The following is a 16,467-nucleotide window of genomic DNA, read 5'->3' as shown; positions in this document are numbered from 1 at the left end:
AGGGAACATTACGCCCGATCCCCCGAGCTGAAACGAGGTTCGAGGGCACGGTTCGGATCATTTTCGCTACGAGCCGCAACCACCGCCCTCCCCGCGGGAGCTGCCATTACCCGGCTTGTGGCGATCAAAACCACCAGAGATACGCCACCCGCGGCACCGGGCACGGCGAAGCCCCACAGCGCCCCGCCCGCCTCGACCACCGGGCCGGTGAGGCCCGTGCCGACCGACGCGCCGACGGTGAAGGTCGTCACCAGCCAGGAGAAGGCCTCCGTGACGGTCCCGCGCGGCGCGTGCCGGTCGACGAGCACGAAGGCGCAGGCGATCGCCGGCGCCAGGAAGAGTCCGGCGACGACGGTGAGCAGCGTCATGGCCACCGGGCCGGGCATCAGCATCAGTGGCAGGTAGCAGAGCGTGAGAAGGGCCACGATCACCTGCAGCCGCCGCGCGGGCTCGCCGGCCCACTGCCGCGCCCCGTACGCCACACCGCCGACCAGGGCGCCCAGCCCGATGCCCGCCATCAGCCAGCCGTACACATGGTCGCCGCCGTGCCCGTCCGCGTAGGTCATGGCCGCCACGGTGATGGACCCCAGCGCCATGCCCACCGCCAGGAGGGCGCCCAGCAGCGCGAGCAGCCCCGGCGAGCGCAGGGCACCCAGCCAGTGGGCCTCGCGCGGCGCCGACCGCCAGGCGCGCGAGGGAGGCGAGAGAACCACGGAGAGAGCCCCGAGCACCCCGATGGCGTTCAGCACGAGCAGCGCGGCCTGGGCGGACCACAGCGAGGCGCACACCGTCACCAGCAGCGGCCCGACGGTGAACATCACCTCCTGGGCCACGGCGTCCATGGCGTACGCCCTGTGGACGTGGTCCTCCTTGGGCAGCACGGAGGCCCACAGCGCCCGCAGCCCGCCCTCCAGCGGGGGAGTGAAGAGCCCCGCCGCGGCGACGGCGCCGTAGGCCACCGCCGGCGGCTCGGTTCCCACGAAGGCGAACAGTGCCATGGCCAGCGCGGACAGCACGGCGGCGGGCAGCTGCACCCGCGGCTGCCCGCGCAGATCCACCAGCCGTCCCAGCACGGGCTGCCCGACGGCGTTGGCGACGCCGTACACGGCCGCCAGGGCGCCGGCCAGGCTGTACGTGCCGCCCTCCGCGCGCACGAACACCACGATCGCGATGGCCGCGGTCGCATTGGGCAGCCGCCCCACCAGGGTGCCGACGAGCAGCCGGGCGGCGTGCCGTGCCCGGAGGATCTCCAGGTATCCCGTGGCCATCCCGGCTCCTCCGCTGTAAGTTTTACGTATAACTACGGCGTCCATACGTACCATGTCGGCTGTCCACCAGTCCAGACGAAGGAGCGGCCCGACGATGCCCCGAGCCGGCACCCGCCCCACGAGCCGGGACGTCGCCCGGGCCGCCGGCGTCTCCCAGGCCGCGGTCTCCCTCGTCCTCGGCGGCAAGTGGCGCGGCCGGGTCTCCGAGGCCACGGCGCAGCGCGTCCGCGAGGCCGCCCGCACCCTGGGCTACCGCCCCAACCTGGCGGCCCGCAATCTCCGCCTGGGCCGCACCCGTACGGTCCTCCTGGTCGTCCCCGCCCTCACCACGGAGTTCTTCGCGGGCGTCTACACCGGGGCCGCCCGGGTGGCCGCCCAGCACGGCTTCGGCGTGGTCCTCTACTCGTCCCCCGTGGGCATCGGCCCCGCCCGGGACCCCTTCGCGTCCGCCGAGGCCGCCCTGGACGGCGTGATCGCCTCCTCCATGGCGGCGGAGGCCCTCACCGCGATCCGCGGCGACCAGCTCCCCCTGGTGATGCTGGACAGCGATCCCGAGGGCAGCGTGGGGGCGGCGACGGTCAACCTCGACATCGCCGACGGTGTACGCCAGATCACCGACCATCTGCTAGGCCTGGGCCACCGCCGCTTCCTGCATCTGGCGGCGGATGTGGCGTCCTGGACCTTCGAGATGCGTGCGCGGGAGCTGTCGGCGCGGCTGCGGGCGGTGCCGGGCGCGTCGTTGCGCACGGCGCGGGCGCCGATCTCCATCCGGGGTGCGGAGGCCGCTGCGGAGGCGGCGCTCTCGCTGACGCCGGACCGGGCGACGGCGGTCTTCTGCGACGACGACCAGCTGGCGGCGGGGGTGTACAAGGCCGCGCGGCGGCTGGGGCTGCGGGTGCCGGAGGAACTGTCCGTCACCGGGATCGACGATTTGGCGCTGGCGACGGCGATCGATCCTGAGCTGACGACTGTGCGGTTGGACGCGGAGTTGTTCGGGGAGCGGGGGATGGGGGCGCTGCTGGCGGTGCTGGAGGGACGGGACCCCCCGGCGAGCGCCATCTCGGTCGAACTGATCGTACGGGGTTCAACGGCGCGAGTCCCTGGCTGACCGGGGGGTATCTGCGCACCCGGCGCATGCACGCTACCCCGCATCGGTGCCGGCCGGGGGTGGGTTGCGCAGCCCGACGCCGGCGGGGTGCCGTCGCGCCCACCCTCCCCCACTCTCGACTTCGCTCGAGCGGGGGGACCCCCATCGCCCTGGGGGTACCTCCCAGGCCCTTAAGGCACTGGGGGAGGCACGACTGCCCGCGGAAGCGGCGGGGCGGCGGGCCGCGGGGAAGCCGCCTACGGCGGGGAGGGGACGGGGCGGGGGTGTTCGCCCGCAGTGGCTGGCGCGTCCGCGCCCTCGCCTCCACGAACAGGCACAGTCGCGCCAGTCCGAGGACGGACACCCCCGGCCCGGCCCCGCACCACCCACCGCCCGTGGGCGCTACGGCGCTACTCGTCGGTGTCGGACTCCGCCTCGGAGGCTGTTTCCGCGCCGCCTGTCTCTAGCAGGCGCGCCAACTGGCGTCCGCCGATTCGCTTGAACTTTCGCTTCTGTGGCCGTGTCCGGTCCAGCACCGCTACCTCCAGCCGCTCCGCGGGAATCTCGCGCTCACCGCCGTTGGTGTCCCGCGACAGCGCCTGCACCGCCAGCTTCAGCGCCTCCGCCAGCGTCATCCCGTCCCGGTGCCGCTGATCGAGGTACCCGCTGATCTGCTCCGCGTTGCCGCCCACCGCCACCGAGCCGTGCTCGTCCACGATGGACCCGTCGTGCGGCAGCCGGTAGATCTGGTCCTGCTCCGGGGTCTCCCCGACCTCGGCCACCACCAGCTCCACCTCGTAGGGCTTCTCCCCCACACTCGAGAAGATCGTCCCCAGCGTCTGCGCGTACACGTTCGCCAGACCCCGGGCCGTCACATCGTCCCGGTCGTAGGTGTAACCCCGCAGATCGGCGTACCGCACGCCCCCGATCCGCAGATTCTCGTACTCGTTGTACTTGCCGGCCGCGGCGAACGCGATCCGGTCATAGATCTCGCTGAACTTGTGCAGCGCACGGGACGGGTTCTCGCCGACGAACACGATCCCGTCGGCGTACTGCAGCACAACAAGGCTGCGACCGCGGGCGATGCCCTTCCGGGCGTACTCCGCCCGGTCCGCCATCGCCTGCTGGGGTGAGACATAGAACGGCGTCGACACCGGTTATCCGTCCCTTTCCTTAGAAGTCACTGATAGACCACCCTGTTACAGCAGCGAGGCCCGTGGACCGTCCGGCTGCTCCAGCCGCCGCTCCAGCACCGACTGGGCGATGGCGGACGCCTCGTCCTCGGTGAGCCGGCGGAAGCCGTCCTCGGTGATCACGGTGACGATCGGATAGATCCGGCGGGCGACATCGGGACCACCGGTCGCCGCGTCGTCGTCTGCCGCGTCGTACAGCGCCTGCACCACCAGCGTGGTGGCCTCGGCCTCACTCAGGTCGTCCCGGAACAGCTTCTTCATCGCACCGCGCGCGAAGACGGACCCGGAACCGGTGGCGGCGTACCCCTGCTCCTCGGAACGCCCGCCCGTGACGTCGTAGGAGAAGATCCGCCCCTTCTCCCGGTCCACGTCGTACCCCGCGAACAGCGGCACCACGGCCAGCCCCTGCATGGCCATGCCCAGATTCGAGCGGATCATCGTCGACAGCCGGTTCGCCTTGCCCTCCAGCGACAGCTGCGCGCCCTCGACCTTCTCGAAGTGCTCCAGCTCCAGCTGGAACAGCTTCACCATCTCCACGGCCAGCCCCGCCGTACCGGCGATGCCCACCGCGGAGTACTCATCGGCGGGGAACACCTTCTCGATGTCCCGCTGCGCGATGACGTTCCCCATCGTGGCCCGCCGGTCACCGGCGAGCACGACACCGCCCGGGAAGGTCACGGCCACGATGGTGGTCCCGTGCGGCGCTTCGATCACGCCTTTCACCGGCGGCAACGACCTCTTTCCCGGCAGCAGTTCCGGCTGATGCTCGGAGAGAAAGTCCATGAACGAGGAAGACCCTGGCGTCAGGAAGGCAGCCGGCAGACGCCCGGTGCTACGAGTGTTGGCTTCCACGAAGTTCCTTCCAGGTAGGCAGCTGCCCGACGAACAGCGTCGGGATCATCTCCCAACTTGCCGATGGCCGAATCGCAGTTGAAGCGTTGAGCACAGTACGCCACGGACCCTACCCGTCCCACGGCAATGATCCACATATCCGACGAAGGCTTTCGGGCAGCTCCCGCAGCGCGAACCCCGGCCCCGCCCGGCCCCCGCAGCGCGAACGCTGCCCGCGGCCGGCTCCTTCCGGCCCACGGACAGCGCCCTGCGCCACTGGGGGTTCTCACCCCGAATCCCACCCGGACTCTCGCCCGGAACGCCACCGGACCCTTCGATCCGAAGGCTACAGAAGGCTACTGGCCACCCTTCTGCACAAAGGACCTCACGAAATCCTCGGCATTGGACTCCAGCACGTCGTCGATCTCGTCCAGGACGTCGTCCACGTCCTCGCCCAGCTTTTCCTGACGCTCCTTGAGGTCCTCGGAAGCCTGCGTCTCCGCCGCCTGCTCCTCGACCTCCTCGGTGGACCGGGTTGCCTTCTGCTGTCCGCCGCCGGTGTCCTTGGTAGCCATCACCCTCACCCCGCTCGGTTCGCCCGACACACTTGCTCGGTCAAGGTCAGACCCTACAAGCCGGGTCCGACAATGCCCCCGCAGTTGCTCCAACGTACGGGGACCACCTCGATGATTCCCGGACCGGGCGTTTTCCACCCTGTCCGGCCGGCTCTTCCCCGGGGTACCCCGATACCCGCTCAGTTCCCCGACAACACCCTGACCAGGTCCTCTGCCGTGCGGCAGCGGTCGAGGAGCTCCTTGACGTGATTACGCGTTCCGCGAAGCGGTTCGAGGGTTGGAACCCGCTGGAGCGAGTCCCTGCCCGGCAGATCGAAGATCACCGAGTCCCAGGAGGCCGCCGCGACATCGTCCGCGTACTGCTCCAGACACCGCCCGCGGAAGTACGCACGGGTGTCCTCAGGAGGCGCCGTACGGGCCCGCTCGACCTCGCCCTCGTCCAGCAGCCGCTTCATGCGCCCGCGGGCCACCAGACGGTTGTACAGGCCCTTCTCGGGGCGCACGTCGGCGTACTGCAGGTCCACCAGGTGCAGCCGGGCGGCGTCCCAGTCCAGGGCGTCCCTGCGCCGGTAGCCCTCCATGAGCTCCCGCTTGGCGACCCAGTCCAGCTCTCCGGCCAGGCTCATCGGGTCGTTCTCCAGCCGGGTGAGCGTGTCCTCCCAGCGGGCCAGCACGTCCTTGGTCTGGTCGTCGGCGTCCGCCCCGAACCGCTCCTCCACGTACTTGCGAGCCAGCTCGAAGTACTCCATCTGGAGCTGCACAGGGGTCAGCGTCCGCCCACTGCGCAGCGTGACCAGCCCCTTCAGGGTGGCGTCGTGCGAGACCTCGTGCAGGGTCCGCACGGGCTGGTCGACCGCCAGGTCCACCGCGATGAACCCGTCCTCGATCATGGACAGCACCAGAGCCGTCGTGCCCAGCTTCAGATACGTCGAGATCTCGGACAGATTCGCGTCGCCGATGATCACATGCAGCCGCCGGTACTTCTCGGCGTCGGCGTGCGGCTCGTCGCGCGTGTTGATGATGGGCCGTTTCAGCGTCGTCTCCAGGCCCACCTCGACCTCGAAGTAGTCCGCGCGCTGGCTGATCTGGAACCCGTGCTCGTGCCCGTCCTGGCCGATGCCGACGCGGCCGGCGCCGGTGAAGACCTGCCGGGAGACGAAGAACGGCGTCAGGTGGCGCACGATGTCCGAGAAGGGGGTCTCCCGCTTCATCAGGTAGTTCTCGTGCGTCCCGTAGGAGGCGCCCTTGTTGTCGGTGTTGTTCTTGTAGAGATGGATCGGCTGGGCGCCGGGAAGCTGGGCCGCGCGCTCCGCCGCCTCCGCCATGATCCGCTCCCCGGCCTTGTCCCAGAGGACGGCGTCGCGCGGGTTCGTGACCTCGGGCGCGCTGTACTCCGGATGCGCGTGGTCCACGTAGAGCCGCGCGCCATTGGTCAGGATGACGTTGGCCAGGCCGATGTCCTCGTCGGTGAGCTGGCTGGCGTCGGCGGCCTCACGGGCCAGGTCGAAGCCTCGCGCGTCCCGCAGCGGATTCTCCTCCTCGAAGTCCCAGCGGGCCCGGCGGGCCCGGTGCATCGCCGCCGCGTAGGCGTTCACGATCTGGGACGAGGTGAGCATGGCATTGGCGTTGGGGTGGCCGGGGACGGAGATCCCGTACTCCGTCTCGATGCCCATTACTCGCCGTACGGTCATGCGGCCCTCCTTGCCCGGCGGCGTCCCCGGTCGGGGGCGCTGCTGTACCGCTGGCGCTCCGGTGCGTGTGCGGTGCCCGTCCCCGCACTGCGCGACACGGCGGTACGGACGAGCCTAGAACGCCTTCGCCCTGGTGGGGAGATCATTTGCGTCATTGCTGTGCTCCAGCCGTGGCCCCCAAAAACAGTCGGCTGCGGGTACCCCGCTGAGGGCACCCGCAGCCGCCCTGGCTTTTACAGGTACTGACCGGTATTCGCCACGGTGTCGATGGAGCGTCCGGTGTCCGCACCCTGCTTTCCGGTGATGAGCGTACGGATGTACACAATCCGCTCGCCCTTCTTTCCGGAGATGCGGGCCCAGTCGTCCGGGTTGGTGGTGTTGGGCAGGTCCTCGTTCTCCTTGAACTCGTCCACGCAGGCCTGGAGCAGGTGGGAGACGCGGAGACCCTTCTGGTTCTTCTCCAGGAAGTCCTTGATCGCCATTTTCTTGGCGCGGCCCACGATGTTCTCGATCATGGCACCGGAATTGAAGTCCTTGAAGTACAGGACTTCCTTGTCACCGTTGGCGTAGGTGACTTCCAGGAAGCGGTTCTCCTCCGATTCGGCGTACATCTGTTCCACCGCGGTCTGGATCATGCTCTGGACCGTCATGGACTTGTCGCCGCCGTGCTCGGTGAGGTCGTCACCGTGCAGCGGGAGGCGCTCGGTGAGGTACTTGCCGAAGATGTCCTTGGCCGCCTCGGCGTCCGGACGCTCGATCTTGATCTTCACGTCCAGCCGGCCGGGCCGCAGGATGGCGGGGTCGATCATGTCCTCACGGTTGGAGGCGCCGATCACGACCACGTTCTGCAGGCCTTCCACGCCGTCGATCTCGGCGAGCAGCTGCGGGACGATGGTGTTCTCCACGTCCGAGCTGACGCCGGAGCCACGGGTGCGGAAGAGAGATTCCATCTCGTCGAAGAAGACGATGACGGGGGTGCCCTCGCTGGCCTTCTCGCGGGCCCGCTGGAAGACCAGGCGGATCTGCCGCTCGGTCTCGCCGACGTACTTGTTCAGCAGCTCGGGGCCCTTGATGTTGAGGAAGAAGCTCTTGCCGGCGGCCTGTCCGGTGACCTCGGCGACCTTCTTGGCCAGCGAGTTGGCGACGGCCTTGGCGATGAGCGTCTTGCCGCATCCGGGGGGCCCGTACAGCAGCACACCCTTGGGTGGCCGCAGTTCGTGCTCCTTGAACAGGTCCGGGTAGAGATAGGGCAGCTCGACCGCGTCGCGGATGGCCTCGATCTGGTTGCCGAGGCCGCCGATCTGCTCGTATCCGATGTCGGGGACTTCCTCGAGGACGAGCTCCTCGACCTCGCTCTTCGGCACGACCTCGTAGACGTACCCGGAGCGGGGCTCCAGGAGCAGGGCGTCGCCGGCGCGGATGGTGACGTCCATCAGCGGCTCGGCGAGCCGTACCACCCGCTCCTCGTCGGTGTGCCCGAGCACCAGGGCCCGCTCGCCGTCCTCGAGGACCTCCTTGAGGGTGACGATGTCGCCGACGCGCTCGAACTCCATGGCCTCGACCACGTTGAGCGCTTCGTTGAGCATCACTTCCTGGCCGCGCCTGAGCTCCTCGAGCTCGACGCTGGGGCTGACGTTCACCCGCAGCTTTCTACCGCCGGTGAAGATGTCGGCCGTGCCGTCCTCGTTCGCCGTGAGGAAGACACCGAAGCCGGCCGGGGGCTGTGCGAGCCGGTCGACCTCTTCCTTGAGGGCCACGATCTGGTCACGGGCCTCACGGAGCGTGCCCGCGAGTCGCTCGTTCTGGGCGGACACGCCGGCCAGGTTGGTCTGCAGCTCGACGATCCGCTCTTCGAGAATCCTCGTGTGTCGCGGAGAGTCGGCGAGCTTGCGTCGCAGGACGGCGATCTCCTGCTCAAGGTAGGCGATCTGCCCGGCCGGGTCGTCGGACCCGCGTCCCGGGCGGATGCCGCGGTTCATGTCGTCGTCGTGGGCTGCCACGGTCCTCACCTCCTCCAAGGGGAGCTGGACGCTTCCAGACCCTACCTGGGCGGGTGTCGATTGAAACCCCTAGATCACAAAGACGGTCGGGGTGTGTCCGATCTTCACCCTTGCGCTCTCCCTCACGCCAGGGGAATACCCACCGATGATGATTGGAACCCAGGCGGCGGTAGGGTCGACGTGTTCAACACCCGTCGGAGCTGGCCTGATTCCCGTTCGGCCCGGCGCAGGAAACGGCAGGAGAGATGAGCGTGCAGCAGGAGGCCGGAGTCCGCGGCGAGGCCCTGGAGGTCTGGATCGACCAGGACCTGTGTACCGGCGACGGCATCTGCGCCCAGTACGCGCCCGAGGTGTTCGAGCTGGACATCGACGGTCTGGCGTATGTGAAGAGCCCGCAGGACGAGTTGCTGCAGGACAGGGGTGCGACAACGCCCGTGCCGCTGCCGCTCCTCACGGATGTGATCGACTCCGCGAAGGAGTGTCCGGGCGAGTGCATCCACGTCCGCCGGGTTTCGGACAGGGCCGAGGTCTACGGGCCGGACGCCGGGTGACCGTTATGGCACGGCGCGTCACGGCCGTCTGACTTCTCACCCTCCGGGGTGCGCGCGCCGACGCACGCCCGCGCGCGGGTCACACGCTCCTGGCTCCGGCCGGGGCGGACCGCACGAACGCCCCGTCCTCCCACCGCCATTTCACGCGCTCGCGCACATCGGGACAGCAACTGGGCACGTCCTCGGACGAGTAGCCGAGGAGGGTGGCGGTGACCTCTCCGTCGCGTACGGCGAAGTCGTCGACGTTGGTGCGGTCCTGGGGGTCGGCGAGCGTGGCGACCACGCGCGGCGCGGCGCTGCCCGCGGCCTGGGTGATGACGTACACGCCGTCGGGCGGGGTGCCCATGGGGGCGTCGCAGTGCACCACCGCGACGGTCTCCGGCCGCCCGTCGCCGTCGAGGTCGCCGGACGCCTTCTTCTTCACCACCGTCTTCACCGGGCCGCAGTCGAGCGGGAACTCGACGGACGCCGGGTCGGGCGGGGCGATGTGCGCGGGGGCGCTCTTCGTCTGCGGTCCCGGGGTCGGGGCCGCGGTCGCGGCGTCGGGCCCCAGGACGGAGGAGAGCGCCACGACACCGGAGAGGGCCGTGGCGGTGGCGACCCAGTGGATCGGGCGTGCATGGGTGTGAGCGAGCTCCGGGACGGCGGAAGGCTGCACGAGGAGGGTCTCCTGTGAGGGCTGTGCCGGTGGGGGTGGCCAGCATCGTGCCACACGTCACAGTCCGGGGGGAACGGCGGGGTGTGCGGTTTCGGTGCGGAGAACCGGAATTCAACGCCAAAGCGCCGTGGCGCAGTTCCGGGCGGTTGCCGGGAACTGCGCCACGGCGCCTGTACGTTGCGGGGGTGACGGGCCGCGTCAGCGGGCGGCGCCTCCGTCGGCGTTGGGGCCGGCGTAGTCCTCGCCGTAGGCGCCCTTGGCGGGGCGGCGGCGGCGCATGGGCGGCTCGACGCCGTCGGCGAGGCGGCGTGCGGTGAGCAGGAAGCCGGTGTGGCCGATCATCCGGTGGTCCGGGCGGACGGCCAGGCCCTCGATGTGCCAGTTGCGGATCATCGTCTCCCAGGAGGTCGGCTCGTTGAAGCAGCCGATCTCGCGGATGGACTCGACGGTCCGGGCGAGCTGGGTGGTGGTGGCGACGTAGCAGCAGAGGATGCCGCCGGGGACGAGCGCCTTGGAGACGGCCTCCAGGCACTCCCAGGGGGCGAGCATGTCGAGGATGACGCGGTCGACGTCTGCGTCGGACAGGTTGTCCTGGAGGTCGCCGACGGTGAGCTGCCAGGCGGGGTGCGGTCCGCCGAAGTAGCGCTCGACATTCTGCCGGGCGATGTCGGCGAAGTCCTCGCGGCGCTCGTAGGAGTGCAGCATGCCCTGGTCGCCGATGGCGCGCAGCAGGAAGCTGCTGAGCGAGCCGGAGCCGACGCCGGCCTCGACGACGCGCGCGCCGGGGAAGATGTCGGCGAAGGCGAGGATCTGTCCCGCGTCCTTCGGGTAGACGACGGCTGCCCCGCGGGGCATGGACAGGACGTAGTCGGGGAGCAGGGGGCGCAGCGCGAGGTAGGCGACGTTCCCGGTGGTGCGGACAACGCTGCCCTCGGGAGCACCGATCAGTTCGTCGTGGGGGAAGGAACCCTTGTGGGTATGGAAATTCTTCCCGGCCTCGAGCGTGAACGTGTAGTGGCGGCCCTTGGGGTCGGTCAGCTGAACCTGGTCCCCGACCTTGAAGGGCCCGCGCCTGCGGGCGGCACCGGTCGGTTCGGACATGTGACCAGCCTACCGTTCCCCGGGGCCCGCCCGGACCGTAGGCGGCCGGTGCGGGTCCCTCGTGGCCGCGCGGTCCCCCGCGCCGCTTCGGGGCGCGGTTCAGCTGGGTCTTGCCATGGCCTTCACGAAGGCGCGCTCCACGTCCGCCGCGGACAGGACCCCGTAGATCTCGCCGGTCTCCTCGACCACGAGGTACTCGGTGGCCGGTGCGGCGCGCAGGGCGTCCAGCAGGTCCTCTCCGGCGAGCTCCGCGGAGACGCGCATGCCGTCGGTGAGGTCCTGGGCGAGGCTGCTGACCGGGACCCAGGGGCGGCGGTGTTCGGGGACGCCGGCGATGGCCGCCTCACGGACCAGGGAGAGGGGCACGCCGTCGGCGTCGACGACGACCAGGGCGCGGGCCCCTGCGGCGTTGGCGCGGCGCAGGGCTTCGGAGAGGGGGGTGTCGCTCTCGACGGGTACCGCGCGGCGGGTGAGCGTGCGGGCGCGCAGCTCGGGCAGGTGTTCCCGCAGCCGGGCCATGCGCAGGCTGTTGCCGGCGCCGGTCCAGATGATCGCGGCGAGGATGGCGGCGAGCAGGGCGTCCAGGACGGTGTCCATGCCGACGTTGTCGACGGCGTCGGAGCCGAGGGCCCCGGACTGGGTGAGTAGCGGGAGGCCGATCAGGACGGAGACGGCGAGGGCGCGGCCCACCCATGCGGCGGCGACGGTGCCGGTCATCGGCTTGCCGGTGATGGCCCAGACAACGGCGCGGAGCATACGGCCGCCGTCGAGGGGGAGGCCGGGCAGGAGGTTGAAGACGGCGACGATCAGGTTGGAGACCATCAGGCCTGCCAGCAGCACCCCGGGGATGCTGCTGGGGTCGACCGCGAGCAGGGCCAAGTAGAACAGGCCGGACAACGCCAGGGAGAGCAGGGGGCCGACGAACGCCAGCACGAACTCCCGGCCGGGTGTCTCGGCCTCCTTCTCGATCTCGGAGACACCGCCGAAGAACTGCAGCTGGATGCGGCGCACCGGCAGCTTGAAGCGGAGGGCGGCGAGGGTGTGGGCGAGCTCGTGGACCAGCACGGAGGCGTAGAAGGCGACCGCGAAGAACAGAGAGACCAGATAGCTGGCGGCGCCGAGTCCGGGCAGCACGCGGTCGATCTGTCCGCCGAAGACCCAGGTGATGAGGATGGCGACGAGGAACCAGCTGGGCGCGACGTACACGGGCACCCCGAACGGCCGCCCCATCAGCAGTCCGCCCCGCTGCCGCTCCTCCGGTCGCTGCGGCCCGGGCCCCTTGCCGCCGCCGGAGTGGGCCGGCGTGCGGTGGGCGTGGTGCCGGTTCTCGGGGGGACCGGCGGGCGGGGCCGTCGGCGGGCCCGGGTCCGGGCCGGCGGCGGGGGCTTCGGGACGATCCGCTCCGTGCGGCGTGCCCTCCTGCGGCCCGGGCGTGGGGCTCCGGTCACCGGGACCGGCGGGCGGAGCGGCCGGCCGGTCCGGGTCCGGGCCGCCGGCGGAGGCTTCGCGACGGTCCGCTCCGTGCGGCGTGCCCTCCTGCGGCCCAGGCGTGGGGCTCCGGTCACCGGGACCGGCGGGCGGAGCCGTCGGCGGGCCCGGGTCCGGGTCGGCGGCGGGGGCTTCGGGACGGTCCGCTCCGTGCGGCGTGCCCTCCTGCGGCCCGGGCGTGGGGCTCCGGTCACCGGGACCGGCGGGCGGGGCCGTCGGCGGGCCCGGGTCCGGGTCGGCGGCGGGGGCTTCGGGACGGTCCGCTTCGTGCGGCGTGCCCTCCTGCGGCCCGGGCGTGGGGCTCCGGTCAGTGGGGACGGCATGGTCGGTGCGGTCGGTGTCCTGGGCGGGGTGACCGGCCCCGGCGGTGCCGTCGGCGGGCTCGGCGGGGGGTGTGGGGTGTGCGCCGGTATGGGGGAGGGCGTCGTCGGTGGCCGGGGCCTGGGGCCCTGTGCGGTCGGCCGACTCGTCGTTGCCGGGCCGCGGCTGCCCGCGCCCGCCGCTTACGTCCACCGGTGTCCCCTCGTTCGCTGCGTATCCGGCGCCTGCCGGACGGGAGGTCTCACGTCGATGGTATGCGGCGATCGCCGCCCGTTCCGCCCCGGCACCCCTGTCTCTACCCCCCTCCTTCCCCTTCTCTCCCTACGGTCACGCCTTCTCTCCCTTCCGTCACGCCGCACTGTCAGTGGCGGGCCGTAAGGTCTGTGGTCATGGAGACGAGCACCGAGGGCGCGGCGCGGCCCGACAGCAGCGCGGTTACGGCGGAGACGGCAGTGGACGCGGTCGTGGTGACCGGGGCTTCCGTCATACCGCCGGCGTCGCTGTCGCCTTCGCGTGCGAGCGACTTCATGCAGTGTCCGCTGCTGTACCGGTTCCGGGTGATCGACCGGCTGCCGGAGAAGCCGAGCGAGGCGGCGACCAGGGGCACGCTGGTGCACGCGGTGCTGGAGCGGCTCTTCGACGCCCCCGCGGCCGAGCGCACCGCGCCGCGGGCGAAGGCGCTGGTCCCGGGCCAGTGGGACCGGCTGCGCGAGACCCGTCCGGAGGTCGTGGAGCTGTTCGCCGACGACCCCGACGGCGAGCGGCTCGCCCGCTGGCTGGCGGAGGCGGAGACGCTGGTCGAGCGCTGGTTCGCGCTGGAGGATCCGAGCCGGCTGGAGCCCGCCGAGCGGGAGCTGTTCGTCGAGGCGGAGCTGGAGTCGGGGCTGCGGCTGCGCGGCATCATCGACCGGGTCGACGTGGCGCCCACGGGCGAGGTGCGGATCGTGGACTACAAGACGGGCAAGGCCCCGCGCCCGGAGTATGCCGAGGGTGCGCTGTTCCAGATGAAGTTCTACGCGCTGGTCGTCTGGCGCCTGAAGCGCGTGATCCCGCGCCGGCTCCAGCTCGTGTATCTGGGCAGCGGTGACGTGCTGACCTACGACCCGGTGCTCGCCGATCTGGAGCGGGTCGAGCGCAAGCTGCTCGCGCTGTGGGACGCGATCCGGCTGGCGACGGAGACGGGTGACTGGCGTCCGCGTCCGACGAAGCTGTGCGGCTGGTGCGACCACCAGGCCCATTGTCCCGAGTTCGGCGGTACTCCCCCGCCGTATCCCCTCCCCGTGAGGGCGGCTGAGTCGGGCGGGGGTCACCAGGGCAGAATGGGGCCGGACTAGCGAAGGAGACTTACGTGGCCATCCGCGTCCTACTGGTCGACGACCAGCCGCTGCTGCGTACCGGGTTCCGGATGATTCTGGAGGCCGAGCAGGACCTCGCGGTCGTCGGCGAGGCCGGAGACGGCCTCCAGGCCCTGGACCAGGTGCGGGCGCTGCAGCCCGATGTGGTGCTGATGGACATCCGCATGCCGCGGATGGACGGGGTGGAGGCGACCCGGCAGATCACCGGGCCCGAACGGAACGGGCCGGCGAAGGTGCTGGTGCTGACGACGTTCGACCTCGACGAGTACGTGGTGGAGGCCCTGAGGGCGGGGGCCAGCGGCTTTCTGCTGAAGGACGCCCCGGCCAATGAGCTGGTGCAGGCGATCCGCGTGGTGGCCGCCGGTGAGGCGATGCTCGCGCCCAGCATCACGCGCCGACTGCTGGACAAGTACGCCACGCATCTGCCCTCCGGTGACGAGCCCGTACCGGACACGCTGCACACGCTGACCGAGCGTGAGGTGGAGGTGCTGAAGCTGGTGGCGCGCGGACTGTCCAACGCGGAGATCGCCGCCGATCTGTTCGTCAGCGAGACCACCGTGAAGACGCATGTCGGTCATGTGCTGACCAAGCTGAGCCTGCGCGACCGGGTGCAGGCCGCGGTCTACGCCTACGAGAGCGGACTGGTGCGCCCTGGCGCGCAGTAGCGCCACGAATACGACACCACGAGGGCGCCCTCCCGTCGAGGAGGGCGCCCTCGTCGTGCTCGTACGGCTCAGTTCTTGCTGAGTTCCCAGAACCGGAACACGGTCGAGGCGTCGAGGCAGTACTCCACGCCGTACACACCGTCCTGGACGACCGCGTACTGCTTGGCCTGCCAGACCGGGAGCACGGGGATGTCCTCGGCGACGATGTCCTGGAGTTGGCCGAACTCCTTGTCGGTGGCGGCGCGGTCCCGCTGGGCGGCGGTGCGCGGGAGGAGCGACTCGGTGATGGTGCTGTTGTCGTAGCGGTTGTCCAGCACGTTGCCCTTGCCGAAGAAGGGCCCGGTGAAGTTGTCGGCGTCCGGGTAGTCCGGGACCCATCCCTTGACGTAGACGCCGTACTTGCCGGCGGCGATGTCCTTCTCGTACTGGGCGAAGGGGACGGACTGGACGTCGGCCCGGAAGAGGCCGCTGGCGTTGAGCTGTCCGGCGATCGCCTGCAGTTCCTGGTCGGTGGCGGGGCCGTAGCGGGACGGGGTGGACCACAGGGTCAGCTTCACCTTGCCGCTGATGCCCTCCTTCTGCAGTGCCGCGGCGGCCTTGGCCTTGGAGGGGCGTGCGCCGTAGGTGTCGAAGAAGGCCGTGTTGTGCCCCGCGATACCGGCCGGGATGATCGAGTACAGCGGGGTGGCCGTGCCCTCGTAGACGTCCCGGATGAGGGCGTCACGGTCGAGGAGATGGGCGATGGCCTTGCGTACGCCGGGCTTCCCGGCGACCGGGTCGTCCATGTTGAAGACGAGGTGCTGGACCTCGGCGCTGCTGCCTTCGACGACGTCGATGCCGCCGGTGCCGCGGTCGGCCTCCTCGATGTCGGCGATGGCCTGGGCGGTGAGACCGCGGTAGGCGATGTCGACCTCGGCGTTCTCGACGGCCTGCTGCAGCCCCTTCTGGTCGCCGTGGAAGAACTCCAGCGTCACGCCGGAGTTCTTGGGCTCCGCGGTGCCCCGGTAGTGCTCGTTGACGGAGAACACGGCACGGTCGTCGCCGAACGACTCCAGCTTGTACGGGCCGGAGCCGACCGCTTCGCCGTCCTCACGGAGTCCCTTGGCGTCGTACTCGCGGTGGTCGACGATGGCGCCGGCGCCGGAGGCGATCTTGCTGGGGAAGGTGGCGTCGGCCGTGTTGAGCTTGAAGACGACCGTCTTCTCGTCGGGGGTGCTGACGTTCTCCAGTGTGGGGAACATGACCGCCGGGCCGTCGGGGTCGTTGATCTTCAGCATGCGGTCGAAGGAGAACTTCACGTCCTTCGAGGTGAGCGGGTCACCGTTGCTGAACTTCAGCCCGTCCCGCAGGGTGCAGGTGTAGATCTTGGTGCCGGTGCCCGAGAAGGCGCACTTCTCCGCGGCGTCGGGCTGTGGCTCGGTGGCTCCCTTGGGGAAGCTCAACAGCGACTGGAAGACGTTGTTGAACAACAGCCAGGAGCCGGGGTCATAGCCGGAGGCCGGGTCGGTGGCCAGGACGTCGTCGGACATCCCCACCACGATGCCGGAGCCGTCGGCTCCCTGGCCGTCCTCGGTGCCACAGCCGGTCAACAGGCCGGAGGCCAGCCCTGCCACGAGGGGCAGGACCGGCCACTGGTTGCGCAGATTCACGTGCTTTGCCTTCGTCGTTCTGTGTGCCCGGAGC

At 70.5% G+C, this 16,467-nt stretch carries 14 protein-coding genes and 1 pseudogene; 4 read left to right on the top strand and 11 right to left on the bottom strand.

What is annotated here, in order from left to right; genetic code table 11:
- Nucleotides 1-8: 8 nt before the first annotated feature.
- Nucleotides 9-1,268: an MFS transporter gene (locus tag AB0L56_RS08145; RefSeq protein ID WP_365420264.1), complete on the bottom strand. Its 1,260-nt coding sequence runs from the start codon at nt 1,266-1,268 to the stop codon at nt 9-11.
- A gap of 94 nt (nt 1,269-1,362) precedes the next feature.
- On the opposite strand from AB0L56_RS08145, the gene AB0L56_RS08140 reads away from it, so the two are divergent.
- Nucleotides 1,363-2,376: a LacI family DNA-binding transcriptional regulator gene (locus AB0L56_RS08140; RefSeq protein ID WP_365420262.1), complete on the top strand. Its 1,014-nt coding sequence runs from the start codon at nt 1,363-1,365 to the stop codon at nt 2,374-2,376.
- Nucleotides 2,377-2,765: 389 nt separating this feature from the next.
- Here AB0L56_RS08140 and prcA read toward each other — a convergent pair whose 3' ends face one another.
- The 6 genes and pseudogenes from prcA to arc form a co-directional block, all read right to left on the bottom strand.
- Nucleotides 2,766-3,509 (bottom strand): proteasome subunit alpha, encoded by a 744-nt coding sequence (prcA, locus tag AB0L56_RS08135; protein WP_361034442.1) that lies wholly within the window; start codon nt 3,507-3,509, stop codon nt 2,766-2,768.
- Nucleotides 3,510-3,554: 45 nt separating this feature from the next.
- Complete coding sequence (prcB, locus tag AB0L56_RS08130; RefSeq protein WP_361034445.1) at nt 3,555-4,400, bottom strand: proteasome subunit beta; 846 nt, start codon at nt 4,398-4,400, stop codon at nt 3,555-3,557.
- Nucleotides 4,352-4,538 (bottom strand): annotated as a pseudogene (locus AB0L56_RS08125) (endonuclease domain-containing protein); the annotation flags it as partial. The pseudogene AB0L56_RS08125 and the gene prcB, both read right to left, overlap by 49 nt.
- Before the next feature lie 197 nt (nt 4,539-4,735).
- Nucleotides 4,736-4,954 (bottom strand): ubiquitin-like protein Pup, encoded by a 219-nt coding sequence (locus AB0L56_RS08120; RefSeq protein ID WP_361034448.1) that lies wholly within the window; start codon nt 4,952-4,954, stop codon nt 4,736-4,738.
- Between the two features lie 179 nt (nt 4,955-5,133).
- Nucleotides 5,134-6,645 carry a depupylase/deamidase Dop gene (gene dop / locus AB0L56_RS08115; RefSeq protein WP_365420257.1) on the bottom strand — a complete coding sequence of 504 codons (1,512 nt, stop codon included), beginning with the start codon at nt 6,643-6,645 and terminating at the stop codon, nt 5,134-5,136.
- 233 nt (nt 6,646-6,878) lie between these two features.
- Nucleotides 6,879-8,645: a proteasome ATPase gene (gene arc, locus AB0L56_RS08110; protein WP_361034454.1), complete on the bottom strand. Its 1,767-nt coding sequence runs from the start codon at nt 8,643-8,645 to the stop codon at nt 6,879-6,881.
- 245 nt (nt 8,646-8,890) lie between these two features.
- Here arc and AB0L56_RS08105 point away from each other — a divergent pair, with 245 nt between their 5' ends.
- Nucleotides 8,891-9,196 (top strand): ferredoxin, encoded by a 306-nt coding sequence (locus AB0L56_RS08105; protein WP_361034457.1) that lies wholly within the window; start codon nt 8,891-8,893, stop codon nt 9,194-9,196.
- Nucleotides 9,197-9,275: 79 nt separating this feature from the next.
- Here the strand turns inward: AB0L56_RS08105 and AB0L56_RS08100 are convergent, their stop codons facing one another.
- The 3 genes from AB0L56_RS08100 to AB0L56_RS08090 form a co-directional block, all read right to left on the bottom strand.
- Nucleotides 9,276-9,854 carry a hypothetical protein gene (locus AB0L56_RS08100; RefSeq protein WP_365420252.1) on the bottom strand — a complete coding sequence of 193 codons (579 nt, stop codon included), beginning with the start codon at nt 9,852-9,854 and terminating at the stop codon, nt 9,276-9,278.
- 198 nt (nt 9,855-10,052) lie between these two features.
- Nucleotides 10,053-10,955, bottom strand: coding sequence for a tRNA (adenine-N1)-methyltransferase (locus AB0L56_RS08095; RefSeq protein WP_004933426.1), 903 nt, complete (start codon nt 10,953-10,955; stop codon nt 10,053-10,055).
- A gap of 99 nt (nt 10,956-11,054) precedes the next feature.
- The gene (locus tag AB0L56_RS08090) at nt 11,055-12,956 is read right to left on the bottom strand and encodes a site-2 protease family protein (protein WP_365420248.1); all 1,902 of its coding nucleotides are present in this window, start codon (nt 12,954-12,956) and stop codon (nt 11,055-11,057) included.
- 197 nt (nt 12,957-13,153) lie between these two features.
- On the opposite strand from AB0L56_RS08090, the gene AB0L56_RS08085 reads away from it, so the two are divergent.
- Nucleotides 13,154-14,098: a RecB family exonuclease gene (locus AB0L56_RS08085; RefSeq protein WP_361033134.1), complete on the top strand. Its 945-nt coding sequence runs from the start codon at nt 13,154-13,156 to the stop codon at nt 14,096-14,098.
- A gap of 14 nt (nt 14,099-14,112) precedes the next feature.
- On the top strand, nt 14,113-14,784 hold the full coding sequence (locus AB0L56_RS08080; RefSeq protein ID WP_361033132.1) for a response regulator transcription factor: 672 nt from the start codon (nt 14,113-14,115) through the stop codon (nt 14,782-14,784).
- Nucleotides 14,785-14,852: 68 nt separating this feature from the next.
- On the opposite strand, the gene AB0L56_RS08075 is transcribed toward AB0L56_RS08080, so the two are convergent.
- A complete protein-coding gene (locus AB0L56_RS08075) occupies nt 14,853-16,433 on the bottom strand; it encodes an ABC transporter substrate-binding protein (RefSeq protein WP_361033129.1) in 1,581 nt (526 codons plus the stop codon).
- Nucleotides 16,434-16,467: the final 34 nt, after the last annotated feature.

Source organism: Streptomyces sp. NPDC052079, from assembly GCF_040680275.1.
In the GTDB taxonomy this organism is placed as follows: domain Bacteria; phylum Actinomycetota; class Actinomycetes; order Streptomycetales; family Streptomycetaceae; genus Streptomyces.
This window is presented reverse-complemented; position numbering and strand designations above follow the sequence as displayed.

Excerpts from the sequence above, each read along its gene's own strand:
- AB0L56_RS08145 (WP_365420264.1), bottom strand. The coding sequence starts at position 1,268 with ATGGCCACGGGATACCTGGAGATCCTCCGGGCACGGCACGCCGCCCGG.
- AB0L56_RS08140 (WP_365420262.1), top strand. The coding sequence starts at position 1,363 with ATGCCCCGAGCCGGCACCCGCCCCACGAGCCGGGACGTCGCCCGGGCC.
- AB0L56_RS08120 (WP_361034448.1), bottom strand. The coding sequence starts at position 4,954 with ATGGCTACCAAGGACACCGGCGGCGGACAGCAGAAGGCAACCCGGTCC.
- dop (WP_365420257.1), bottom strand. The coding sequence starts at position 6,645 with ATGACCGTACGGCGAGTAATGGGCATCGAGACGGAGTACGGGATCTCC.
- AB0L56_RS08105 (WP_361034457.1), top strand. The coding sequence starts at position 8,891 with ATGAGCGTGCAGCAGGAGGCCGGAGTCCGCGGCGAGGCCCTGGAGGTC.
- AB0L56_RS08095 (WP_004933426.1), bottom strand. The coding sequence starts at position 10,955 with ATGTCCGAACCGACCGGTGCCGCCCGCAGGCGCGGGCCCTTCAAGGTC.
- AB0L56_RS08085 (WP_361033134.1), top strand. The coding sequence starts at position 13,154 with ATGGAGACGAGCACCGAGGGCGCGGCGCGGCCCGACAGCAGCGCGGTT.